Annotated in this window: 19 protein-coding genes; 12 read left to right on the forward strand and 7 right to left on the reverse strand. The window is 64.5% G+C overall.

The window, feature by feature from the left end; all coding sequences use genetic code 11:
* Window positions 1-119: 119 nt before the first annotated feature.
* Together EN786_RS21070 and EN786_RS21075 are read left to right on the forward strand one after the other, a co-directional pair.
* Window positions 120-1,253: a glycosyltransferase gene (locus EN786_RS21070; RefSeq protein WP_246688745.1), complete on the forward strand. Its 1,134-nt coding sequence runs from the start codon at window positions 120-122 to the stop codon at window positions 1,251-1,253.
* Complete coding sequence (locus EN786_RS21075; protein WP_135908818.1) at window positions 1,250-2,713, forward strand: lipopolysaccharide biosynthesis protein; 1,464 nt, start codon at window positions 1,250-1,252, stop codon at window positions 2,711-2,713. Before EN786_RS21070 ends, EN786_RS21075 begins: the two co-directional genes overlap by 4 nt.
* Here the strand turns inward: EN786_RS21075 and EN786_RS21080 are convergent.
* Window positions 2,609-3,994 (reverse strand): polysaccharide pyruvyl transferase family protein, encoded by a 1,386-nt coding sequence (locus EN786_RS21080; RefSeq protein ID WP_127287204.1) that lies wholly within the window; start codon window positions 3,992-3,994, stop codon window positions 2,609-2,611. The two genes, EN786_RS21075 and EN786_RS21080, sit on opposite strands and share 105 nt — an antisense overlap.
* A 245-nt stretch (window positions 3,995-4,239) precedes the next feature.
* On the opposite strand from EN786_RS21080, the gene EN786_RS21085 reads away from it, so the two are divergent.
* The 6 genes from EN786_RS21085 (at window position 4,240) to EN786_RS21110 (ending at window position 11,834) form a co-directional block, all read left to right on the forward strand.
* Window positions 4,240-5,412, forward strand: a complete 1,173-nt coding sequence (locus EN786_RS21085; RefSeq protein WP_127309332.1) for a glycosyltransferase — start codon at window positions 4,240-4,242, stop codon at window positions 5,410-5,412.
* Between the two features lie 15 nt (window positions 5,413-5,427).
* The gene (locus tag EN786_RS21090; RefSeq protein WP_127287317.1) at window positions 5,428-6,423 is read left to right on the forward strand and encodes a glycosyltransferase family 2 protein; all 996 of its coding nucleotides are present in this window, start codon (window positions 5,428-5,430) and stop codon (window positions 6,421-6,423) included.
* On the forward strand, window positions 6,423-7,367 hold the full coding sequence (locus tag EN786_RS21095; protein ID WP_127309333.1) for a glycosyltransferase family 2 protein: 945 nt from the start codon (window positions 6,423-6,425) through the stop codon (window positions 7,365-7,367). The genes EN786_RS21090 and EN786_RS21095 overlap by 1 nt, the downstream gene beginning before the upstream one ends.
* Window positions 7,357-8,325 carry a glycosyltransferase family 2 protein gene (locus EN786_RS21100; protein WP_127287326.1) on the forward strand — a complete coding sequence of 323 codons (969 nt, stop codon included), beginning with the start codon at window positions 7,357-7,359 and terminating at the stop codon, window positions 8,323-8,325. Before EN786_RS21095 ends, EN786_RS21100 begins: the two co-directional genes overlap by 11 nt.
* Before the next feature lie 60 nt (window positions 8,326-8,385).
* Window positions 8,386-9,282, forward strand: a complete 897-nt coding sequence (gene galU / locus EN786_RS21105; RefSeq protein WP_127309334.1) for a UTP--glucose-1-phosphate uridylyltransferase GalU — start codon at window positions 8,386-8,388, stop codon at window positions 9,280-9,282.
* Window positions 9,283-9,449: 167 nt separating this feature from the next.
* On the forward strand, window positions 9,450-11,834 hold the full coding sequence (locus tag EN786_RS21110) for a polysaccharide biosynthesis tyrosine autokinase (protein WP_127284768.1): 2,385 nt from the start codon (window positions 9,450-9,452) through the stop codon (window positions 11,832-11,834).
* A gap of 91 nt (window positions 11,835-11,925) precedes the next feature.
* Here the strand turns inward: EN786_RS21110 and EN786_RS21115 are convergent, their stop codons facing one another.
* Entirely contained in the window at window positions 11,926-12,858 is a 933-nt protein-coding gene (locus EN786_RS21115) for a LysR family transcriptional regulator (RefSeq protein ID WP_135908820.1), read from the reverse strand.
* A gap of 159 nt (window positions 12,859-13,017) precedes the next feature.
* Between EN786_RS21115 and EN786_RS21120 the strand changes: the two genes are divergently transcribed.
* Window positions 13,018-14,010, forward strand: coding sequence for an NmrA/HSCARG family protein (locus tag EN786_RS21120; protein WP_127284766.1), 993 nt, complete (start codon window positions 13,018-13,020; stop codon window positions 14,008-14,010).
* 23 nt (window positions 14,011-14,033) lie between these two features.
* Here EN786_RS21120 and EN786_RS21125 read toward each other — a convergent pair whose 3' ends face one another.
* Both EN786_RS21125 and EN786_RS21130 read right to left on the reverse strand, forming a co-directional pair.
* Complete coding sequence (locus EN786_RS21125) at window positions 14,034-14,741, reverse strand: metallophosphoesterase family protein (protein ID WP_245478161.1); 708 nt, start codon at window positions 14,739-14,741, stop codon at window positions 14,034-14,036.
* 303 nt (window positions 14,742-15,044) lie between these two features.
* A complete protein-coding gene (locus EN786_RS21130) occupies window positions 15,045-16,952 on the reverse strand; it encodes a propionyl-CoA synthetase (protein WP_127309336.1) in 1,908 nt (635 codons plus the stop codon).
* A 996-nt stretch (window positions 16,953-17,948) separates the two neighbouring features.
* Between EN786_RS21130 and EN786_RS21140 the strand changes: the two genes are divergently transcribed.
* From EN786_RS21140 to EN786_RS21150, 3 genes are read left to right on the forward strand one after another with little or no spacing between them, the layout of a single operon-like run.
* Window positions 17,949-18,236, forward strand: coding sequence for a PqqD family protein (locus EN786_RS21140; RefSeq protein WP_127309337.1), 288 nt, complete (start codon window positions 17,949-17,951; stop codon window positions 18,234-18,236).
* On the forward strand, window positions 18,236-18,670 hold the full coding sequence (locus EN786_RS21145) for a lasso peptide biosynthesis B2 protein (protein WP_127309346.1): 435 nt from the start codon (window positions 18,236-18,238) through the stop codon (window positions 18,668-18,670). The genes EN786_RS21140 and EN786_RS21145 overlap by 1 nt, the downstream gene beginning before the upstream one ends.
* Complete coding sequence (locus tag EN786_RS21150; protein WP_127309338.1) at window positions 18,667-19,647, forward strand: serine kinase; 981 nt, start codon at window positions 18,667-18,669, stop codon at window positions 19,645-19,647. The genes EN786_RS21145 and EN786_RS21150 overlap by 4 nt, the downstream gene beginning before the upstream one ends.
* Before the next feature lies 1 nt (window position 19,648).
* Here EN786_RS21150 and EN786_RS21155 read toward each other — a convergent pair whose 3' ends face one another.
* The 3 genes from EN786_RS21155 to dhaK all read right to left on the reverse strand — a co-directional run bounded on the left by EN786_RS21155 (window position 19,649) and on the right by dhaK (window position 22,795).
* Entirely contained in the window at window positions 19,649-20,665 is a 1,017-nt protein-coding gene (locus EN786_RS21155) for a formyltransferase family protein (protein ID WP_127309339.1), read from the reverse strand.
* Entirely contained in the window at window positions 20,658-21,677 is a 1,020-nt protein-coding gene (locus EN786_RS21160; RefSeq protein WP_127309340.1) for a nucleotidyltransferase family protein, read from the reverse strand. The genes EN786_RS21155 and EN786_RS21160 overlap by 8 nt, the downstream gene beginning before the upstream one ends.
* Window positions 21,678-21,808: 131 nt before the next feature.
* Complete coding sequence (gene dhaK, locus EN786_RS21165) at window positions 21,809-22,795, reverse strand: dihydroxyacetone kinase subunit DhaK (protein WP_127309341.1); 987 nt, start codon at window positions 22,793-22,795, stop codon at window positions 21,809-21,811.
* Between the last annotated feature and the right edge of the window lie 37 nt (window positions 22,796-22,832).

Below are 22,832 nucleotides of genomic sequence, written 5' to 3' on the forward strand. Positions count from 1 at the left end.
GTTTGCGCACGTCCTGTCCGACCCATCGCGTGGTCGTGCGGAACGGGGCGCCTGGTCGATATCCGCGCGAGCGCATCCTGCCGATGAAGATTTGCTTCGTGGTGGACAAGTTTCCTTCATTGTCCGAGACTTTCGTCCTCGACCAGATAGCCGGATGCCTTGAACACGGCATGGAAGTCGGCGTCGTCTGCAACGAGACGACCTTCGGCAAGGAACACAATATCGACGATCGGCGCTGGCAGGCGCTGCCCGGCAAGGTCGTGTGCTGGTGGGGTAGCCTCGGCCGCTATCGACCGCTCCTCAGGAAATGGTCAGGCAGGCTGTGGGACAAGCTCTCGACCGCCCTCGATCTCGTCAACGCGCACAAATTGCGGAAGGCCGACGTCATCGTTGCGCATTTCGGCACCAACGGCCTGCGCGTCGCCCGCGTCATCAAGCGGGGCAGGATTTCCGCACCGCTGGTGACGATATTCCATGGCAATGATGTCGGCGGGCCGATGCATGACAATACGCTTGCACGCTACAAGACCGTCTTCGAAGAAGGCGTTCTCCAAATGCCGGTGAATGCCTTTTTCAGCAACGCCCTGATCGATGTCGGGGCACCGCCAGCGAAGGTCGTGGTGCACCATATGGGCGTGCGGCCTGGCGAGATAGAGTACCGGTGGCGGTCCTGGGAGCGGGACACGCTGTCATTCATCTCTGTCTGCCGTCTGACCGAGAAGAAGGGCATCGAGTATGCGCTTCGTGCGCTTGCCGCCCTGCCGCGCCGCGACTGGATCTATTCGGTGATCGGCGGCGGCGAACTGCTGGAAGAGCTGAAGCGCCTTGCCGCCGATCTCGGCATCGCCGACAGGGTGACTTTCCTCGGCCCACGCCCGCATGCCGAGGTCAAGCAGCGCCTGCGCGATGCCCACGTGTTTGTTCTGCCAAGCGTCGGCGCGCGCGATGGCGATCTCGAGGGCATACCGGTTGCCCTGATGGAGGCCATGGCCGCCGGCTTGACCGTGGTCAGCACTTATCATTCGGGCATTCCCGAGCTGATCGAGGACCAGAAGACAGGTTTTCTCGCGCCCGAGCGGGACGTCGCGGCGCTGACCGGCAAACTCTCCTGGATCGCCGAGAACCCAAAGCTGTGTGAGCCTATCGCGCTCGCTGCGCGAAAGAAGATCGAGGCGGATTTCAATGCGGACATGCTCAACGAGCGGTTCGCCCAGATGGCAACGCAGCTTTGTAAGATGAGATCGCCCGTATGAATGCCAACCCGCCTCCTCAGTTCGGCCGCGTCGCCCTGCGAGGCGGGCTGGTCACGGCCGGCTCGCAAGGCTTCAAGATGGTGATCCAGTTCATCTCGGTCATCATCCTCGCCCGACTTCTTGTGCCCGAGGACTTCGGCCTGGTGGCGTCCGTCGGACCGATCGTTGCCTTTGTCGGATTGCTGCAAAACCTTGGCCTGCAGCAGGCGCTGGTCCAGCGCAAGGACATTAGCGACCGACAGCTCAATCAGGTATTCTGGGTCAGCGCGCTTGTCGGATTGGGCAGTTCCGTGGTGGTTGCAGCCCTCGCGCCGGCCATTGCCGCCTTCTACGGCGATCAGCGCATGCTCGGCATCACACTTGCCTCTGCTCTGCCGCTGCTGCTTGGCAGTATTGCCGCGGTGCCGCTGGCGCTGATGAACCGCCACCTGCAATTCGGCCAGCTGGCGCTCAACGATGTCGTAACCGCCGCTGCCGGACTTCTCGCCGCCGCGCTCGCGGCCTGGGCGGGAATGGGCTACTGGTCGCTGGTGTTGGGGCCGGCTGTCGCGGCAGTCGTTGCGCTGGCGGCAGCATGGCTGGTGGTCCGTTGGACGCCGTCGCGGCCGGACCTGAAGGTCGACGGCGACATATTGTCGTTCGGCGCCAATCTGACCGGCTTCAACCTCGTCAACTTTTTCTCGCGCAATCTCGACAACATCCTCATCGGAAAATATTCCGGTGCAATTGAGCTCGGCTATTACGACCGCGCTTACAAGCTGCTGTTGTTTCCATTGCAGAACATCACCCAGCCGCTGACGCGCGTGATGGTGCCTCTGCTCAGCCGAATTCACGAGGACAAGGCGCGGTTTCGCGACCTTTACGTGCGAACCAACTGGATGCTGGCGGCCGTAACCATGCCTGGTATCGCAGCGCTGACGCTGACCTCGGATCAGGTGGTCGCGCTCCTTTTCGGGCCGCGCTGGACCGCCGTGGCGCCTATTTTTGCCTGGCTCGGCATCGCCAGCCTGACGCAGTCCATCTCAAGCACGACGGGGTGGATATTCATCTGCCAAGGCAAGACCAAGACCATGTTTCATTGGGGCATCTACTCGTCGCTGACGACGGTCGCCTCCTTCATCGTCGGCCTGCATTGGGGCGCTGTCGGCGTCGCGGCCGCCTACGCGATCAGCGGCTACGTGCTGCGCGTTCCGGTGCTTGCCGTGCTGGTCCACCGTGTCGGCCCGGTGACTGCCGGCGATTTCCTGATCATGCAGGGGCTCTTCATCGTCTCGTCCCTGCTCGCCTGGCTGGCCTATCTGGGGCTGCCGGCGTCGCTCACGGGCCAGTCAGACCTTCTCGCCGTGGCCCTGGCGCTATGCCTCAACTACGGGCTTGCCCTCGTCCTGATGCTGATCCTTCCCCAATCGCGCAGGATGCTTTCCGCCACCCTTCCCAACATCGCGCGCAACATCCGCTGAAGCACCTGGAATAAGTGGCTTCAGCAAGCCTGTGGCCGACATTGCCGAAGCATGCTCTTCAAGCACGGCCTGCAGGCTGGTACGGCGATACTGGTCGAGGTTGGCGGCAAACCTGCCGAGCTTTTCGGCTGCCTCCTGCGGCGTCACCGTGTCGATGTCGAGCAACAGGTCTGCGACACCGACGCGCTTGGCGACTTCCTTGGTCTTGAATTCATAGGCGATCGGCAGCACCGGCGTGCCGACGCAAAGCGACATGATCATCATGTGCATGCGCGTCGCGACGACGAAGTCGAAGCCTTTCACCAGCGCCATCAACTGGTCCGGGGTGTGGAACGAAGCGTCCACGCTGACATGCTTGGCGATCTCCGGATCAAGCTCGGCTACGATTGCGCGCGCCGTCTTGGAATCGTCATGCGCGTATTCCGGCACGCCCTGGCACGTGGAGACGAAGGTCACTTCCTTGCCGTGATCCCTGACGAGGATGGTTGCGATTTCGCGCACCGAATCGAGATAGCGGCGCATGCCGCCTTCACCGTCATTGACATAGTTCCAGTGGCGGACGGAGATGGCGACGCGGCCCGTTTCCACCGGCGGTTGGGCGGAAGCCAGCCGTTTCCCGATCCTGTCTGTATCGGCGAGCGCAAAGACGGCATCGGCCACAACGTGGCACTTACCGGGCTCCTTCACCATGTCCAGTATGTGGTTTCTGGAGCGCTCGTCGCGAAGCAGGATGAGCGGGCTCCGGTCGAAGATCGGGCCCAGTTCCTGTCGATTGTAACTTTTGTTGAACGGACCGAGGGATTGCGTGAAGAAAACCGGATCCTTACCGAGGATCGCATCGACACGGAATTGGTTCAGGCGCCTTTCGAGATTGTAATTCTCGACCAGATAGGTGCCGCCTGTCGTGACCACGAGACCGGCGTTCCGATAGATCTCGAGGCTGCGGCGGGCGCTTTCGCCGAACAAGATGCGGCTGATGAAGCTTTCGGTGCCGAAACGCTGCAAAACCTGAAGAACGAGCCGGTTATAATGCGGTTTTAGCCGGTGTTTCAGCCCGCTGCCGTAGCTGTAACGGAACATGGTTTCCGACAGCAGCTTGTGAAATTCGAGATCCGGGTAATCCTTCTTCGGGTAGAGTTTTGCGGCGACTTCAGGCTGGCTGTCGAAGACGAAGAACCGCGGTTCGTCGCCGACAACTGCCTTGAGGATATGGCGGATCGCCAGCAGAATTGCTGCATCCCCGGTATTCAGGCAGACTGTGTTTTCAACGACGATGTTCATCGTATCACCCCATTCGTGAGTTGGTTCTACGGTCAGGCAGCTGGATCTGGTCGGCATCCGTGTAGCCGTCCAAGCGCGGCATAGGGCCAACGGTTGGCTGGCGCTCGAGCACAGCCAAGATTAACGGATGTTTTTTGCAGCGCAACAAAAATGCTCGCTTTCTTGCTACACTGCACCAAAAATGTTGCGATGCAGCAAGAGCTGTACTAACTTCGCCGTGGGTGGGCCAACAGCGGTCGAGTTTCATGCTGCATGTCTTGTACCTTGTGCATGACGTATCCGACCCGGCGGTTCGCCGGCGGATCACAATGCTCAGGGCAGGCGGCGCCAAGGTGACGCTGGCGGGTTTCCGCCGCACCACCAGCCCGGTTGCCGACATCGAAGGATTGCGCCCGATCGATCTCGGCGCGACGCGCGACGGCCGATTCGGCCAGCGTCTGGCGGCGGTCGCCAAAGCGGCGTTCGGGATCGGCGCTAAGCTGGCGGCGATGCCGAGGCCCGACCTCATCATTGCGCGCAACCTCGAAATGCTGGCGCTTGCCCGCCGCGCCAAGGCCGCGCTCGGCGCCAGGGTTCCGCTCGTCTACGAATGCCTCGACATCCATCGCCTGGTGCTGCGCGACGATCTGGTCGGCAAGGCGCTGCGCGGCGCGGAACGTTATCTCGCCCGCGACGTTAAGCTCCTCGTGACCTCGTCTCCGGCCTTCATCGCCAATTATTTCAAGCCGTTCGGTCAGGTCGCCGCGCCCGTCGAACTGGTCGAGAACAAATATTTCGACACCGCGTCCGTGGCCGTTGATGAACGATTGAAGGCGCAGAATCCCGCCGCACCCCCTTGGCGCATCGGCTGGTTCGGCGCCCTGCGCTGCCGCCGCTCGCTGGAGCTGCTGGCTGAGTTCACCCGGCGTCTCGAAGGACGTTTCGAGGTCGTCCTGCGCGGCCGTCCGGCGCTCTCCGAATTTCCCGATTTCCACGCTTTCGTCGAGGCCGAGCCCTGGCTCTCCTTTCGCGGACCCTACCGCAACCCGGAGGACATGGCGGCGATCTATGGCGACGTGCATTTTTCCTGGGCCATCGACTTCTTCGAAGCCGGGCAGAACTCCGAATGGCTGCTGCCCAACCGCCTTTACGAGGGCTGCCGCTTCGGCGCCGTGCCGATCTCGATGGGCCACACCGAAACCGGCCGTTTCCTCAACCAGCAGGACATCGGCGTCCTCTTGTCCGAGGCCACGCCCGAAGGGCTCGAAACGGCGCTCGGACGGATGGAGCAGGAACGCTTCGGCAAGCTCAAGACCCGCGTGCTGGCCCGCAATCCGAGGACCTGGAGCTACGACCGCAGCGACTGCCGCGCCTTCGTCGACAAGCTGCGCGGCCTTGTGGCGGCGCCCGGGCCCTTCGCGGCCGAAGCGCTGGCATAGGATGGAAAGAACCGCATGACGTCAAACGCAGTGCCTGCATCGAATCTGATCGTGATTCCGTGCCTGAACGAGGCCGCCCATATCGGAGCGCTGCTCGAGCAGTTGCGACCCGCCGCGCAAAGGCTCGGCGCCCTGATCGTCGTTGCCGACGGCGGCAGCACCGACGGGACGCTTGGCATCGTCGAGGGGATCGCCCGGCAGGATGCGCGGGTCGTGCTCATGCACAATCCGAAGCGCATCCAGAGTGCCGCGATCAATCTCGCGGTCGCCAGCCATGGCGATGGCGCGCGCTACCTCATCCGCATCGATGCGCATGGCGGCTACCCTGACGATTATTGCGACCGGCTGGTTGAGGAGGCTTCGACCACCGGCGCCGATTCGGTCGTCGTCTCCATGCTGACCAGCGGCACCGGGGCGGTGCAGAAGGCGGTGGCGGCGGCACAGAATTCCAAGCTCGGCACCGGCGGCTCCAAGCACCGGCATCAGTCGGCCGGCGAATGGGTCGATCACGGCCACCACGCGTTGATGCGCATAGCGGCCTTCTCCGCGGTCGGCGGCTATGACGAGACCTTCAGCCACAATGAGGATGCCGAGCTCGACTACCGGCTGCGCCAGGCCGGCCACCGCATCTGGATGAGCGGCAGGACGCATATGATCTATTATCCCCGCTCGTCGCTGAAGAGCCTCTATTTCCAGTATCTCGGCTACGGCCGCGGCCGCGCCAGGAACGTGCTCAAGCACCGCATGGTGCCCAAGCTGCGGCAGATGATCCCGCTGCTGGTGTTCCCGGTCGTCCTGCTTGCCGCCTTCTCCTTCGTCCACTGGCTGGCGGCGGTGCCGTTCATGGTGTGGGCGGCGGTCTGCCTCGGCTATGGCCTCGCGACCGCCATCCGGCAGCGTAACCCAGGCCTTACGCTTGTCGGCGTGTCGGCAATGGTCATGCATTTCGGCTGGTCCGTCGGCTTCTGGCTGCAGCTCCTGGGGCGCCGATCGCAGCGCGGGGTGGCGTGATGGCCGGCAACACCCGCTCCATCGATATCTGCGTCTGCACGTTCCGGCGGCCCGAGCTTGCCGACACGCTGCGCTCCATCGCCGCCATGGACAAGCCCGCCGGCTTCGAGATCGGCGTGGTCGTCGCCGACAATGACGACCAGCCGAGCGCCCAGCCGCTGGTGAAGGCGCTGGCGCAGGAACTGAAGCTGCCGATCCGCTACCGCCACGCGCCGGCGCGCAACATCTCGATCGCCCGCAACGCCTGCCTCGACGCCAGCGTGTCGGATCTTGTCGCCTACATCGACGACGACGAGACCGCTTCGGTGCGCTGGCTGGCGGAGCTCGTGGCGACTGCCGAGGCGAGCGGCGCCACCGCCGTGCTCGGGCCGGTGCGGGCGCGCTACGGATCGGAAGCGCCGGCCTGGATGCGCGAGGGCGATTTCCACTCGACCTTGCCGGTCTGGGTGCGCGGCGAGATCCGCACCGGCTATACCTGCAATGTCCTCTTGAGAACCAGCGAAGCGAGCCTGCGCGGCCGCCGCTTCAGCCTGGCGCGTGGCCAGACCGGCGGCGAGGACACCGAGTTCTTCGACACCATGGTCAGGGACGGCGGCCGCATCGCCTTTGCGCCGGATGCGCTGGTCGAGGAAGTCGTGCCGCATGCCAGGGCGGCCTTCGACTGGCTGCGCCGCCGCCGCTTCCGTTTCGGGCAGACGCACGGGCACCTCATCGGGCACGGCGCGAGCGGCATCAGGCGCGTCGCGCAAGTCGGCCTCGCCTCGGCCAAGGCCGCCTACTGCTTCGCCATGGCGGCGCTGACCGCGATCAGCCCGGTGCGCAGGAACCGCAGCGTGCTGCGCGGCATCATGCATGTCGGCGTCGTCAGTGGCCTCGTCGGCGTGCGCGAGATCCGCCAGTACGGCCTGTCCTCGCCGCAGCAGGGGGGCAAGCATGCAGCCTGACGTCAGCTTCGTCATCGCCGCCTACAACGCCGAGGCAACGCTCGACCGGGCGATCGCCAGCGCCATGGCCCAGCGCGACGTTTCCGTGGAGGTCATTGTCGTCGACGACTGCTCGCGCGACCGGACGCTCGACGTGGCGCGCTCTTATCCCGAGGACATCGTGCGCGTCGTCGCGCTTCAGCGCAATCGCGGCCCCGGTGGCGCCAGGAACGCCGGCCTCGAGGCCGCGCGGGGCCGGTGGGTGGCGGTGCTCGATTCCGACGATGCCGTCTATCCCGGCCGGATATGCACGATGATCGCGCGGGCCGAGAAGGCGGGCGCGGTGATCGCGGTCGACAACCTCCAGGTCGTGCGCGAGGACGGCGTGCCCGAGGACACGATGTTCCCGGCCGACTATCTCGAGGGCCTGGCCGAAATCTCGCTCGCCGACTACATCGCCGGCAACATCGTCTTCGAGTCGCGCTTCAATCTCGGCTATCTCAAGCCGATCTTCCAGCGCGATTTCCTCGAGGAGAACGGCCTTCGCTACGACGAGAAGCTGATCATCGGCGAGGATTACATCCTGCTCGCCAGCGCGCTCGCGAGGGGCGGCAAATGTGTGGTCGAGCCGACGACCGGCTACGTCTACCACATCCGTACCGGATCGATCTCCCGCGTGCTGGAGCTGCATCATGTCGAGGCGATGCTTGGGGCGGATGCCGCTTTCGCGAGCACTTATTCCAATTCCATAGAAGGCAAGGCGCAGGCTGCGTTCCTGAGGCGCGGCCGCAGCCTGCGCCGGGCGGCTTCGTTCCTGTCATTGGTCCAGCACATCAAGGCGCGGTCGCCGCTCAAGGCGATATGGACGGCGCTCAGTGATCCGGCGGCGGTCAGGCATATGAGCATGCCGATCGCCGTCCGGCTGCGAAGGGTTGCGGCACAGTTTGCCGTGGGGCGGGGAGGTGAGAGTGCGGGCTGACGGAGAGTGGGTTCGGAGCCTGCGGCATATTGAAATCGATCTTCTCAAAAGGACTATGCGATGAAGAAAGTCAGGAAGGCAGTCATACCGGTGGCGGGGCTTGGAACGCGGTTCCTGCCGGCGACCAAGTCGATGCCGAAGGAAATGCTGCCCGTGGTCGACAAGCCGGTCGTCCAATATGCGGTGGACGAAGCCTTCGAGGCAGGCATCGAGCACATCGTCTTCGTGACCGGCCGCAACAAGGCGGTCATCGAGGACTATTTCGACCTGCATCCTGAATTGATCGGGACCCTCGAGCAGACCGGCAAGAAGGCGCAGTTGCAGTTGCTGGAAAGCCTGCTGCCCGTCGCCGGCGCCACCTCCTTCATCCGCCAGCAGTCGCCGCAGGGCCTCGGCCATGCGGTGTGGTGCGCGCGCGAGGTGATCGGCGACGAGCCGTTCGCCCTGCTCCTGCCCGACATGGTCTCCTTCGGCGGCCGCGGCTGCCTTGCCGAGACCGTCGACCTCTATCAGCGCACCGGCGGCAACGTCATCGCCGTCGAGCGTTGCGAGCCGAGCGAGACCAGCAAATACGGCATCGTCGGCCGCGGCGCCGAGATCGGCAGCGGCTTCGAGGTGACCGCCATGGTCGAGAAGCCGGCGCCCGCCAATGCGCCGTCGAACTTCTACATCAACGGCCGCTATGTCCTGCAGCCGGAGATCTTCGCCCTGCTCGGCAACCAGCAGCGCGGTGCCGGCAACGAGATCCAGCTCACCGACGCCATGGTGCGGCTGGCGCAGAGCCAGTCCTTCTATGCCCAGCCCTTCAATGGCCGCATGTTCGACTGCGGCTCCAAGGAAGGCTTCATCGAGGCCACCATCGCCTTTGCGCTTGCGCGCGACGACATGAAAGGACCGGTCTTCGAGATGCTGCAGCAATTCGTCCGGACGCACGAGCGCCGGGAAGAAGCCGCATAATGCCCATCTTTTGGGTGCATATGCGTATCGATGATGGCGCGACAAACGCCGCCGCGCTTGGCCGACCCGGCCAAGCGCTTTCTGGCATGAATGTTGCGTGGTCTTTTCTGGTGACGACGCCAATCTTCGAAGGCCGATAGAGCCTGCAACCTGGAATTGGACCGACGATGAACTATGCCAATTTTCCCCTCGACAAGAGGATGCCATTGCCCAGCGCGGACGCGGAAAAAGGTGAGGACTTCATCGACATCGAACGCCTGCTCGGCATGGCCGCGCGGCAGGTCAAGGTGGTGGCGGTGTGCGCCGTCATCGGCCTGTTCCTCGGCGTGCTCTATCTGCAGACCACGCCCAAGCAGTACATGTCGGTCGCCAGCGTCCTGATCGACGAGGGCTTGAACAAGGTCGTCGACGACATCTCCGCCGCCTCCGTCACCATGCAGACGGACGCCGCCCTGCTCAGCCAGATCGAGATCATCAACTCGGCGCGCCTGGCTTCGGTGGTGGTCGACAAGCTGAAGCTCGACCAGAACCAGGACTTCATGAACCCGCCGCAATCGGCTCTGGCCAAGGGCATCGGTTTCGTGCGCGGCGTGATCGGCTATTTCCGCAGCAGCTCCGCCGACCAGCTCCCCGGCATCGAGAATGTCGACGCCGCCACGCGCGACGCCATGATCAAGGAAGCGAGCCACGACTACGCCGTGCTGAAGCTGCAGAACGAGGTGCTGGCGCAGCGCAACGGCCGCAGCTACGTCATCGCCATCGCCTACCAGTCGCCGAATCCGGCGCTGGCGACGGCGATCACCAAGGCCTATTCCGAGGCCTATCTGGCCGACCAGCTCAACGCCAGCTTCGACGCCACCGAACGCGCGGCGGTCTGGCTGCAGGGCCGCTTGACGGAGCTTCGCGAAAGCTCGCAGAAGGCGTCGATGGCGGTCGAGATGTTCCGGGCCGAGCACGGACTGTCCGCCAACAGCGACGGGCAGCTGATGAGCGACAAGCAGCTCGCCGACCTGAATGCCCAGCTCATCGTCGCGCAGGCCGACACGGCTCGCGCCAGCGCCCGCTATCAGCAATACAAGGCGATCGTCGACAGCGGCTCCGACAACGCCTTCAACGATTCCGCCATCGCGAGCGATCAGCCGAGCAGCTCGGTCATCACGACGCTCAAGACCCGCTATCTCGCCATCGCCAAGCGGCTGCAGGACGTTTCGGCCAACTATGGCGCGGACCATCCCCAGGCGGTGGCGCTTGCCAAGGAGAAGGCCGATGTGTCGGCGCAGATCTTCGGCGAGTTGAAGCAGCTTACCGAAAATTACCGCAACGAGTACGAGGTGGCTCAGACACGTGAGACGGCGCTCAGGCAGAAGATCGCCGACGCGGCCGGCAAGAGCTCCATCGACAACCAGTCGCAGGTCAAGCTGCGCGATCTGACCCAGCAGGCGACGGCGCTCACCACGCTCTACCAGACGTTCCTCGGCCGCTATGAGGAGGCCTCGCAGCAGCAGTCCTTCCCGGTCGGCAAGGTGCGCATCATTTCCGATGCGACGATGCCGCTCTCCGCCGCCAGCCCGCGCACGTCCAAGGTGCTGGCGCTCTTCCTCGTGCTCGGTGTGCTGGCCGGCGCCGGATTTGGCGGCCTGAACGAGTTCAACGAGCGCTTCTTCAGGACCGGCGACGACATCCGCGACCGCGTCGGCCTCAAATTCCTCGGCTACCTGCCGACGATCGGCGGCGGCAGGTCCGGCAAGGACAACAAGCCCGACGACGCCGAAACCGATCCCAAGGTCGCCAGCCTGTCGGCGGCGGAGAAACGGGCGCGCATGCGGGTCAGCATCGATGCGCCGGCATCGATGTTCGCCGAAACGCTGCGCAACGCCAAGATCGCCTTCGACGTGGTGATGGAAGGTCAGGGCAGCCGCGTCATCGGCGTGATCTCGCTTCTGCCCGGCGAGGGCAAGTCGACGGTGGCAGCGAATCTGGCGGGGCTGCTGGCCGCCAACGGCGCCAGGACGCTGCTGATCGATGGCGATCTGCGCAATCCCGGCCTCAGCCGCAGCCTTGGCATGGAAACCGAGCAAGGGCTGATGGAAGCGGTGGTCAGCGGCCAGACCTGGCAGTCGGTCGGCAAGGTCGACCGGCAGACCAAGCTGGCGATCATCCCGGCGGTGCTGCGCGGCCAGTTCTCGCACACCAGCGAGCTGCTCTCCTCGGCCGGCATGCGCCGCTTCATCGACAACGCCAAGGAAACGTTCGAATACATCGTCGTCGACCTGCCGCCGCTCGGTCCCGTGGTTGACGCCAAGGCCTTCGCACCGCTCGTCGACGGATTCGTGCTGGTCACCGAATGGGGCCGCACGCCGCGCGCCATGGTGCGCTCGATGCTGGAATCGGAGCCCTACGTCGCCAACAAGATCATTGGCGCCGTGCTCAACAAGGTCGATCTGAAGCGGCTGGCGAAATACGGATCGCTCGGTGGCTCCGAGAAATTCTTCGACCGCTATTCGACCTACTATCTGGAGAAGTCGGACGCGCGCACCAAACAGGCTGCGTGACGCAATTCCTGAAAAGGCGTGGACGGTTTTCCGTCCGAAATCGCGCCAAAGAGACAGAGCGGTTCGGCGTTTCAATGAACGCCGAACCGGTCTAGTTGGAACCATGGCGCGCCCGAGACGAGGATTCATGCGCGACAAGCGAGACTACGGTCTCACGGATCCAGCGCTGGCCGCTGTGTCCATGGCTGCGCTCATGCCACACCATTCCCACCGCAAAGCCTTCAACGGGAAACGGACAGTCCATCACGTCAAGCTTGTCCACGGAATCACGCACCAGCCGTTCCGGGACCAGCGCGACGAAATCCGAGCGAGACACGATCTCGGGGACGAACAGGAACGAAGCCGCGGAGAGCACGACATTACGCTTGTGTCCGAGAGCGGCCAAAGCACTGTCTACCGGTGTCGCGAAGCCGCCGCCTTCCAGGGACACGACCACTTGCTCCAACTCGGCAAATTCAGCGACCGTGATTCCTTCCCGCAGCCGCGGATGCTTCTTGCGGCCGATAAGCACGTAGCGCTCATCGAATAGATGTCGAGCGCGAAGACCTTGCGGGGCCTCCTGCGGCGTCATCAGTGCCAAATCCACATCACCGCGCGCCATCTGCGCTTCCAATTGCGGCAGGTCCAGATTGCGTATCGCAACGCGAACGCCCGGTGCTAGCGTCCTGAGCTCCACGACAAGCGGCCTGACTATCGCAGCTTGCAGATAGTCCGTACAGGCAATCGCGAAGATCAGCCTGGCCTTCGCCGGATTGAAGTTCCGATGCGAGCTGGCCGTGGCGCGAACTTGATCAAGGGTTTGGCGCAACGGGTCGAGCAGTTCCATTGCTTTGGCCGTCGGCGTCATCCCTCGCTGGGCGGGAATCAGCAGTTGGTCGTCGAACTCTTGTCTGAGGCGGTTCAACTGGGCGCTTACCGCTGGCTGGCTCAGATGCAGTCGGGCAGCCGCCTTCGTGACGTTGCGCTCGATCAGCAGCGTCTCCAGCGTAACCAACAGATTGAGATCAAGGCGTTTGGTATCCATGGAATGGATAGTAGCCGATCACTTATGCGATTTCAAAAATACGTAGAATCGTCCGAGACTCTTGCTGAGCCAAACGTCGCGGCACGCTTTTCGGCGGCCAGGCGTGGTCGTCTGTCCGGGGCCGAAGCGATTTCGCCCTCAAGCCGGGATATAATCAGCATGAGCCAGATCGATACCTCCAAACCCCTGATCACAGTTGTCGGGGCCTCGAGCAAGCAGGGTCGCAGCGTCGCCAAGTCCCTGCTCGACAGTGGACGCTACCGCGTGCGCGCCCTGACTCGACGTCTCGACAGCCAACCAGCGCAAGCCTTGGCGAAGAAGGGGGCCGAGGTCGTGGTGGCGCCCCTGGAACTCGGCCGGCAGGCCGAACTGACCGAAGCACTGAGAGGTTCGGCCGGGGCGTTCTTGATGACGCCGCCGATCGTCAAGGTGCCGCCGGCGGAACCCGAACTCAACCTCGGAAAGGAGTTGGCCGACGCGGCAGTGGCCGCTGGTGTCGAACACGTGGTTTTCAGCGCGCTCGAAAATGTCGAAGCGATCACCGGCGGCACCAAGTGGGCACCGCATTTCACGGACAAGGCAAAGGTAGAGGATTACATCCGCAGCTTACCCCTTCGCAGCTCGTTTGTATACTTGGCGTTTTATTACACCAATTTCCTGGAATACTACGTGCCGCAAGGTGTGGAGGACGGCATAGATTTCGCCATATACTTGCCTCCGGACGTCCCCGTGCCGTTCTGCGACCCGCTCACTGCGGCCGGTCCAGCGGTGCGCGAGATCTTCGATCACCCCGCGCGATACGCCGGGGAGGCGCTGCCCGTGATCGGCGAGTTTATCTCGGCGCAGCAAATGGTGGACACGTTTGTGCGCGTCACCGGCAAGCGCGCGCGCTACGCCTCTGCATACTCGCGCGAAGACTTGTTGCGCCATTTTCCGGGTTTCGCCAGCAACGAGCATCTGGTGCGCGAATTGGTGGGCATGGTCGAATATGCCGTCGAATATGGCTACTATGCTCCCGGGCGCGATCTGACCTGGAGTCGGAAGATCGATCCGAATGCGCTGACCTGGGAACAGTTCCTCAAGCGCAGCAAATGGCAGGGCGACTTGCTGTCCTATGGCGCCGCCGCCGAGGCCGAGCTTGCGCCGATCTGAGAGCGGCGACGCCGTGCTCTTCCTTAACTCGCCGAAGACAGCAGCTTGCCGTGCTTGCCGACGATCCTGACCGCGGTCAGCCGGCCGCTCCGGAAGGCGCCGGTATCGATGCCGAGCCGGTGGCCCTCGAACTTCGGCGCATCGACGATCGTGTGGCCATGCACCACCCAGCGGTCGAGGAGGTGAGCCTGCTCGAAGAACTCCGTGCGGATGTTGAGCAGGTCGTCCTCGTCCTGGTCAACGAGGTCGATGCCGGGCCTGATGCCGGCGTGGACGAAGACGAATTTCCGCGAGCAGACCATCACCGGCAGTGTGCGCATGAAGGAGACATGGCTGGCGGGAATGGCTTCGCGGATGCGCCGGTCGACCTCGTCGCTTGAGCCGTAGAGGTCAGAGAGCCGCGCCGGGTCGACTCCGTAGGAATAGAGGGTCTCCAACCCGCCGATCGCCAGCCACAGCTCGCGCGACAGATAGCCGTCGAGATAGCCGAGCATCGCGACCTCGTGGTTTCCCGCCAGGCAGACGCGCAGGAAACCTTTCGGCGCCGGCGCGACGAGATGATCGAGCACGCGCTTCGAGTTCGGGCCGCGGTCGACATAGTCGCCGAGCATGATGATGATCTTGCGGCCGCGAAAGGGCAGCGCATCGAGCAGGATCTTCTGCTCCAGCGACCGCAATTCGTTGTAGCAGCCGTGCACGTCGCCGATTGCATAGACGACCGTGTCCTGCATATCCATTTCCAGGCGGTCGCGCGGCGCGGTCCGGGGTCGTCTCGATCGCTGGAACAGGCTCACGGATTGAGGCTCGATGCTCGCTAGGGGTCTATCCCAGTTTCAGGGAGCATGTCACACGGCACGCATGAAGCCTCGATATCATGCTCGGCCGGAATTTCCATACCGGCGCGAACATTACTCGTTCGTTACTTCAGGCGTGGGGAACCGGCAGTTAAGCCGTCTTGGGCCTCGCTGTCATCGGCTGGCAATCGCCCTTGCGCCTGGGCTGGTCCCGCAGTTGCAGGCGATGATGCAGGCCGGCTAAACCCCGATGCCGCGCCCCTTCAGCGCCGCGGTGATCTCGTCGAGGATGACGGGGTCGTCGATGGTCGCCGGCATCGTCCATTCCTCCTTGTCGGCGATCTTCTGCATGGTGCCGCGCAGGATCTTGCCGGAGCGGGTCTTGGGCAGACGCTTGATCGTCACCACCGTCTTGAAGGCGGCGACCGGGCCGATGCGCTCGCGCACCAGTCCCACCACCTCGCTTTCAATGAGGGCGGTATCGCGCGAAACGCCGGCGTTGAGCACGACGAAGCCGAGCGGCACCTGGCCTTTCATGGCGTCGGCGATGCCGATGACGGCGCATTCGGCGACGTCGGGATGCGCGGCAAGCACTTCCTCCATCGCGCCTGTCGACAGCCGATGGCCGGCGACGTTGATGATGTCGTCGGTGCGGGCCATGACATAGAGGTAGCCGTCCTCGTCGAGCATGCCGGCGTCGGCCGTCTTGTAGAAGCCGGGGAACTCCTCGAGATAGGCCTGACGGAAACGGCCGTCGGCGTTCCACAGCGTCGGCAGGCAGCCGGCCGGCAGCGGCAGCTTGACCACGACATTGCCCAGCGTGCCGCGCGCCACTTCGTGGCCGGCATCGTCGAGCACGCGGATGTCGTAGCCTGGCATCGGTACGCCGGGCGAACCGTATTTAACCGGCAATAGCCCCAGACCGGCCGGATTGATGGTCATCGGCGACCCGGTCTCGGTCTGCCACCAGTGGTCGATGACCGGCACGGCGAGCTTCTGCTCGGCCCATTTGATGGTTTCCGGATCGGCGCGCTCGCCGGCGAGGAACAGCGTGCGGAATTTCGACAAATCGTATTTCGGCACGAACTCGCCCCGCGGGTCCTGTCCCTTGATGGCGCGGAACGCGGTCGGCGCGGTGAACAGCGCCACCACGCCATGCTGCGATATCACTCGCCAGTAGGTGCCGGCGTCCGGCGTGCCGATCGGCTTGCCTTCGAAAAGTATGCTGGTCGCGCCATGCAGCAGCGGGCCGTAGACGATGTAGGAGTGGCCGACCACCCAGCCGACATCGGAGGCCGCCCAGAACACCTCGCCCGGCTTGACGCCGAACTCGTTCTCCATCGTCCATTTCAAGGCGACCATGTGGCCGCCATTGTCGCGCACGATGCCCTTCGGCTGGCCGGTCGTGCCCGATGTGTAGATGATGTAGAGCGGGTCGGTGGCCAGCACCGGAACGCAGTCGACATTGGCGCCGGCGGCCCGCTCGCGCGCAACCGCGTCGGCATAGTCGATGTCGTAGTGGTCCTTCAGCTCGCAGCGCAGCTGCTCGCGCTGCAGGATCAGGCACGCATCGGGCTTATGCCTGGACATCTCGATCGCTTTGTCGAGCAGCGGCTTGTAGGGCACGACACGGCCGGGCTCTAGCCCGCAGGATGCCGAGATGATCAGCTTCGGCTTGGCGTCGTCGATGCGGGTGGCAAGCTCATGCGAGGCAAACCCGCCGAAGACCACCGAATGCACGGCGCCGATGCGCGAGCAGGCGAGCATGGCGATGGCCGCCTCCGCCACCATCGGCATGTAGATGATGACGCGGTCGCCCTTGCCGATGCCCCGGTTCTTCAGCACCGAGGCAAGCGCGACCACCTCGCGCTTGAGTTCGACATAGGTATATTTCCGGATCGTGCCGGTGATCGCGCTGTCATGGATCAGCGCCACCTGGTCGGCGCGGCCGCCGGCGACATGGCGGTCGATGGCGTTGAAGCAGGTGTTACAGGTCGCGCCGGTGAACCAGCGGCCATAGACGCCGGCCTCGGCGTCGAAGACGCGTTCGGCCGGTGAATACCAGTCGATCTCCTTGGCCGCCTCGGCCCAGAACCTTACGGGGTCGCGCCTCCAGCTCTCATAGACCTCGTGGTAGCGTGACGCCATCCAGCTTCCTCCCCGGAAAATTTGCCACCCCCAAATAGCCTATGCCCTTCCGGCCGGCCATGTCTTCCCCGAATTTCGTCGATGGCCGATCTCGCCTCGGTCGCAAATATCCGGCACCTTGGCATGCCGATAGCTGCCCGCCATGCGTTGGGCCAGGCCGCGAGCACGGCGGACTGCTCGGCTAGCTTCGAGACGCAGCAAGATGGCGTATCGGGCAAGGCGCTCGGCTTCCGGCTGACGTTGCAGGGCCAGGACGGCAAGCCGTTGAAGATATTGCACGAGGAGAAGGCGGTGCCGGGCTCGGGGAACTGCCCGACCTCCTACTCCCGTCGGAGGCCTACGAATTCGCGCCCGAGGGCAAGCCGGCGGTCATCGCCGTGCTGGTGCTGCGCTTCAGCCAGGGCTTCGAAGGGGTCGCGACAGCGGCTTCATCGCGGTGACAGGCCAGGCGCGCTGAACAGCGCCGGCGCGGCCGGGGCAGGCAAACCCTGGCGACGGTGCCACGGCACCGTTCCTGACTGTCGGCACTGTTTGCCGGCTTAAAGCGGCAAGGCCGCGAGCATCAACCCGACGCCGCCGGCGATCAGTATCGCAGCCGCAAGTGCTCTCCGATGGCGTTCGAACGCCGTCGGAGCCCTATCCCAATTGTAACGCATACTCGTCACCCTTTCCCCAAACCCCGGCGATTCCATAGCTTACTTAGGGGAAAGAAGGCAACACCCCCCGGTTTTTGCCAGCTTGCCGGGCAATGGCGTTCATTGTCAGTTGCGGTCGTCGGTCGTTTCCGGGGTTGCCATGAAGAGGCCTACCAAAGGGCGGTGTGGAGCAAGCGCGAAAAGCTGTCCGCCGTGACCGCTGCGCCGCAACCCTCACGCGCGTGATTTTCCTCGCCAACCGGGCCGCAGCCCGTCGCGGGCAGGCCGTCAGAGCAATGGACAGCACCGCCTTGCCGCGCTAATGGCTCTCCAGCATTTTTGCATGGACTGGAGATGGCCCATGGTCGAAATCGCATCTGAGATGGTTCTGCGGCTGGCCGACGACGCCTCGGTGCAGCATGTCGGCGATGGCGCCGTCGTGCTTCTGGCGCGCAGCGGCCAGCTCTATACTTGCAACGGCACCACCGAAGCCTTTCTCGACAAGGTCGACGGCGCGCGCAGCCTCGACCAGATCGTCGATCTGCTTTCCGACGAGTTCGAGGTCGACAAGGATATGCTCGACCAGGACATGGCGGCGCTTGCCGCGGAACTGGTGGCGGAAGGCATCCTCGCCGACCCCGGTGCATGATGGCTGACGGGCCGCTGCTGCGGGCGTTGTTTCGCGCCCATCTGTGGGCCAGCGCGCGGCTGATGCCGGCCCTCGTCGGCAAGCGCGACTTCGAAGCGGTGCTGAAATGGGCGCCGCTGACATCGCCGACTCCCTATCGCGGCCTGCCGTCCGCCTACATCGTCGCCAGCGTCAACCGCGCGGTCAGGCATCCCTGGCTGATGCGCGACCGCAGATGCCTGAGGGAGGGCCTGCTCGCCCATCGCTTCCTGCGTCTCGCCGGCTTCGATCCGGACCTGCGCTTCGGCGTCGATCCGCAATCGCTGCATGCGCCGCGCCTGTCGGCGCATTGCTGGGTCTGCCTCGAGGGCCGGCCGGTGGTCAGCGACAGCCTTCCCGGTATGGTCGAAATCTACCGCCATTATGCCGAGCCCGGAAAGGCGCGCGCCGCTTGACTGCTTCCGTCAGCTACGCCCTCAACGGTCAGGTCGTCGGCATATCGGCCGAACGCGCCGAGCTCTGGCGCGATCTCGACCGGATGCTCTCGGGCCTGAGCGCCACCGAACCCGTCGATGCCGGCTTTCGCATCGACATCGTCGAGACACCGACGCTGGCCGAGACGCCGGAGGGAACGCTTGCCTTCGACGGCGAAGTGCCCGAGGACGGCCATTGCCGGATGATCGATGGCGGCGACGTCGTCCACCTGGTCTTTCCCGGCCGGCAGACGATTTCCATCCATGCCGGCCAGCGCCGGGCCGAAATCCGCACCGGCCCGGGCGTCAGGGTCACCTGGACGGCGTGGATGCTGGTGCTGGATGCCGCGCTCGACGCCAGTGGGCAGTATATGCTGCACACCGCCGGCCTGACGCTGCCGGGCAGCGATGCCGTGGTCCTCATCCACGCGCCGAGCGGCACCGGCAAGACCACGACATCGCTGGCGCTGGCCTCGCAAGGCTTCGGCCTCTGCGCCGACGATTCCATGATCCTCGACGTGGCGCGGGACAAGGCCGTTGCCTGGGGCCTGCCTCGCCATGTGAAGATCCACCGCAAGACCGCCGAACTTGTCCCGTTCGTCTTGCCCTGCCTCGGCCCCTCCTGGGACCGCAATGGCGAACAGGCCGTGTCGCTCGAGCGCCTCGGCGAGATATTGCGCGTCGAAAGCATTGTCGCCAGGCCGGTCTCGGCGCTGCTGCATCTTGCCCGCTCCGCCGATGGCGAGAGCAGGCTTCATCCCATGGCCAGGACCGACGCCATGGTCGCGCTGGCCGCCGACAATGTCAGGACCGGCATGACCGGCCTGCTGCAGGTGCAGAAACACCGGCTGGCGGCGATCGCCAGGCTGGTCACCACGGTGCCGACCTTCACCCTGGAAGTGGGCGCGCGGCCGGCCGATGCGGCGCGATTGATCCAGTCCACCCTGTCCGCGGCCTGAATCAGCGCGATCCTTCGGTCCGCTCCCCAAAGCGGCGTATTTCAAAGAACCGCTGGCCGAGCCGGATCCGGCCGAACGCGCGTTGCCAGCGCGTCAGCTGCCGCGCGAAGCCACTATAGGCAAGATGCGCGACGCGGCCGTCGGCGCAATCGAATTCGATCATGCCCCACCGCCTTGCCGGCGGTTCGCCTGTCGCCGGTCCGAGCCGGCGGATCGGGTGCGCCAGCCGGGCGAGCTTCCCGTCTATCGGCACATAGAGGGCGACGGCGCGCCCGACGACGCGCCAGATCTTGGCGACATGGGCGCTCGACCATTGACTGCCGACCACTACCGGCGTGCGGCCGACTTGCGCCCAGGTGAAGGTGCCCTCCGGCTGCGGCATGCCTTCGAGCACGCCGGCGCTGTGATCGGGCGCGGCCTCCGCCACCAGCATTTTCATTCCGCTGGCCAGCGCCCGCGACAGTGTCGCCGTCGACTGCCAATCTCCGGGAGAAAACGCGATCTGGGCCAGGATGTCGCCCTCGTCGAAGCCGGACGTCATCTTGTGCAGACTGACCCCGCCATGCGTCTCATCTTGCCCATCGAGGACGAGCCGCGCGATCGGATGCGGGCCCTTGTAGTTGGGCAGCAGCGCCGGATGCAGGTTCAGCCCGCCCTTCGCGAACAGCTTCAGCACGGTCTCCGGAATAAGGGTAGGAAACCCGAAAGTGATGAGGACGTCCGCGTTGAAACCGGCGAGGCGTTGGCACAGTGCCGCCCAGTCATGCGGGCGGCCGAATTCGATCACCGGCACTTCGGCGGGAACGAGATGCTGCCTAAGCACAAGCCTGCGTCTCCAGCGTCGCCGCCATGTGCCGAAGCTCGACTGTTTGCCGGGCCGCGGACCAGGCACGACGATCGCGGCGACGCGGTGGCCCTTCTCCACCCAGCCGGCGAGCATCGGGGCGGTGATCGGCGTGATTTCGATGATGAACACGGCCGAGATCGGCTTGTCCGGGGCTGCTGCGTGATCAGGCACGATACGGCCTCGGCCTCGCCAGCCGCTGGATCCAGCGGAATGCGTCGCGGCGCAGCCGCGAGCGCATCTTGTCCCTGGAATTGACGCCGAGCAGGGTCTCGCGGGTGATCAGCCGCCTGGCCAGCCGGATGCCGAGATCAGGCTTGATCCGGTCGGCGAGGTCGAGCGCGCGCGCCTCGTCGAAAAGCCGGCCGGTCACGTCGAGCACCGTCGCCAGTTCGAGTTCGATGCCGGTCATGCGCGCGGCCTCCAGCAACTGCGCTTCCGCTTCCGGTGATGGCAAAGCCCGCACGCCCTGCAGCACGTCGACGCATAGCTGCAGTCGGTGGAACTTGTGTCCGCCGGCGGCATGCACGATGGCGATGGTCAGCAGCGCCGCCGGCGTGTCGGTCCCGTCGCCGTCGATGGCCTGCAATTCGCGGAAACCCAGCGACAGCCGCCGCCGCATGCCGGAATCATGCACCAGATTGCCGTGCAGCTCGATCAGCAGGCTCGAATTCTCCTTTTCCAGCCATTTGAACTCCTGCAAATCGTGTGACTGGGCTTCGCCGCTGTGGAGCTCGAAGCCGGAGGCCCCGATCACCTGATTGGCGTCGTTGATGCTGGCCGGCTCGACCAGGATGTCGATGTCGGTGAACGGCCGATCCGAGACATGTTTGTAGAGCTTGCGCGCGAAGACCGGCCCCTTGACGATCCGCGCCGGAATGGCCTTCGCCGCCATCGCCTTCATGATGCGCTCGCCATGGTACTGCAGCAGCATGGACTGGCCGGTGACCAGCGTCGATGCCTCGCGCAGTTCGGTCAATCTCGCTAGCAGGGCAGCATCTTGCGGCAAATGGGCGTCGCCGCGCTCCTTGAGCTTGCGCAGCATGATCGGCAGAACGCCGTGGAATTCGGCATTGTCGAGCAGGGCCAGCAGGGTTCCCGCCGTGGGAACCTCGGCCGGCTGGGCCTCGGGGTCCGCATAATTCAGCAGCAGTTTTTCGTCGGCAGGCGCAAGTGGTGGCAGCATCAACCCGTTCGGTGTTTGCGCGATGGAGGACTTGTGTCGCCAATATGGTTGCAGAAAAGCACCATGGAAACCAGTGCGACGGCAACAAAGCTCACGCCTGATTTGACTTGGCGAAGAGGTATCCCTGGAGGCTACATCCCCCAGCGCAGCGCCGCCGTATGCACCGGCGCGTCCCACAGGGTCGTCATCTCGTCGTCGAGCATGGTCAGCGTGATCGAGCAGCCGGCCATGTCGAGCGACGTGACATAAGACCCGACCAGCGAGCGGGCAACGCTGATACCGCTTGTCTCGAAGATCCTGCGGGCGCAGTTGTACATCAAATAGAGCTCCATAGACGGCGTGCCGCCGAAGCCATTGACGAACAGCAGCGCCGGGCCTTTGCTGCGGCCGCCGAGATCGCCTGTTATCGCCGCGCAGATTTCCTCGGCGATGGCGTCGGCGCTCTTCAGGGCGTCCCGCCGCCGGCCGGGCTCGCCATGGATGCCGACACCGAATTCCATCTCGCCGTCGCCGATCTCGAAAGTCGGCTTGCCCGCCGCCGGCACCGTGCAACTGGTCAGCGCCACGCCCATCGAGCGCGTCGCGCCGTTGACGCGCTCGCCGAGCGCCTTGAGTTCCTTCAGCGCCATGCCTTGCTCGGCCGCCGCGCCGACGATCTTTTCCACCACCAGCGTGCCGGCGACGCCGCGCCGTCCGGTCGTGTAGGACGAGTTCTCGACCGCGACGTCGTCATTGGTCACTACCTGCAGCACGCCTTCCGACATTTCGGCCGCCATGTCGAAGTTCATCACGTCGCCTTCATAGTTCTTGACGATGAACAGGCAGCCTGCGCCGGTGTCGACGGCCCCGGCCGCCGCAAGCATCTGGTCGGGCGTCGGCGAGGTGAACACCTGTCCGGGGCAGGCCGCGTCCAGCATGCCGTGGCCGACCAGCCCGCCATGCAGCGGCTCGTGGCCCGAGCCGCCGCCCGAGATCAGCGCCACCTTGCCCGGCTTCAGCGCCCTGCGGCGGATGAATTTGTGCTCGTCACCCAGCACAAGGATATCCGAATGGGCGGCGACGAAGCCGTCGAGGCTCTCGGTCAGCACCGTGTCCACCGCATTGATGAATTTCTTCATGGCTGTCCTCCCGGAACAGTCTCGAATTTTTATGCAA

It is taken from the genome of Mesorhizobium sp. M4B.F.Ca.ET.143.01.1.1 (assembly GCF_004792275.1).
GTDB classification, from domain to species: domain Bacteria; phylum Pseudomonadota; class Alphaproteobacteria; order Rhizobiales; family Rhizobiaceae; genus Mesorhizobium; species Mesorhizobium abyssinicae.

Excerpts from the sequence above, each read along its gene's own strand:
- EN786_RS21160 (WP_127309340.1), bottom strand. The coding sequence starts at position 21,677 with ATGCTGCCACCACTTGCGCCTGCCGACGAAAAACTGCTGCTGAATTAT.
- EN786_RS21115 (WP_135908820.1), bottom strand. The coding sequence starts at position 12,858 with ATGGATACCAAACGCCTTGATCTCAATCTGTTGGTTACGCTGGAGACG.
- EN786_RS21120 (WP_127284766.1), top strand. The coding sequence starts at position 13,018 with ATGAGCCAGATCGATACCTCCAAACCCCTGATCACAGTTGTCGGGGCC.
- EN786_RS21095 (WP_127309333.1), top strand. The coding sequence starts at position 6,423 with ATGGCCGGCAACACCCGCTCCATCGATATCTGCGTCTGCACGTTCCGG.
- EN786_RS21110 (WP_127284768.1), top strand. The coding sequence starts at position 9,450 with ATGAACTATGCCAATTTTCCCCTCGACAAGAGGATGCCATTGCCCAGC.
- EN786_RS21075 (WP_135908818.1), top strand. The coding sequence starts at position 1,250 with ATGAATGCCAACCCGCCTCCTCAGTTCGGCCGCGTCGCCCTGCGAGGC.
- EN786_RS21140 (WP_127309337.1), top strand. The coding sequence starts at position 17,949 with ATGGTCGAAATCGCATCTGAGATGGTTCTGCGGCTGGCCGACGACGCC.
- EN786_RS21100 (WP_127287326.1), top strand. The coding sequence starts at position 7,357 with ATGCAGCCTGACGTCAGCTTCGTCATCGCCGCCTACAACGCCGAGGCA.
- EN786_RS21080 (WP_127287204.1), bottom strand. The coding sequence starts at position 3,994 with ATGAACATCGTCGTTGAAAACACAGTCTGCCTGAATACCGGGGATGCA.
- galU (WP_127309334.1), top strand. The coding sequence starts at position 8,386 with ATGAAGAAAGTCAGGAAGGCAGTCATACCGGTGGCGGGGCTTGGAACG.
- EN786_RS21130 (WP_127309336.1), bottom strand. The coding sequence starts at position 16,952 with ATGGCGTCACGCTACCACGAGGTCTATGAGAGCTGGAGGCGCGACCCC.
- EN786_RS21125 (WP_245478161.1), bottom strand. The coding sequence starts at position 14,741 with ATGCAGGACACGGTCGTCTATGCAATCGGCGACGTGCACGGCTGCTAC.
- dhaK (WP_127309341.1), bottom strand. The coding sequence starts at position 22,795 with ATGAAGAAATTCATCAATGCGGTGGACACGGTGCTGACCGAGAGCCTC.
- EN786_RS21090 (WP_127287317.1), top strand. The coding sequence starts at position 5,428 with ATGACGTCAAACGCAGTGCCTGCATCGAATCTGATCGTGATTCCGTGC.
- EN786_RS21145 (WP_127309346.1), top strand. The coding sequence starts at position 18,236 with ATGGCTGACGGGCCGCTGCTGCGGGCGTTGTTTCGCGCCCATCTGTGG.
- EN786_RS21085 (WP_127309332.1), top strand. The coding sequence starts at position 4,240 with ATGCTGCATGTCTTGTACCTTGTGCATGACGTATCCGACCCGGCGGTT.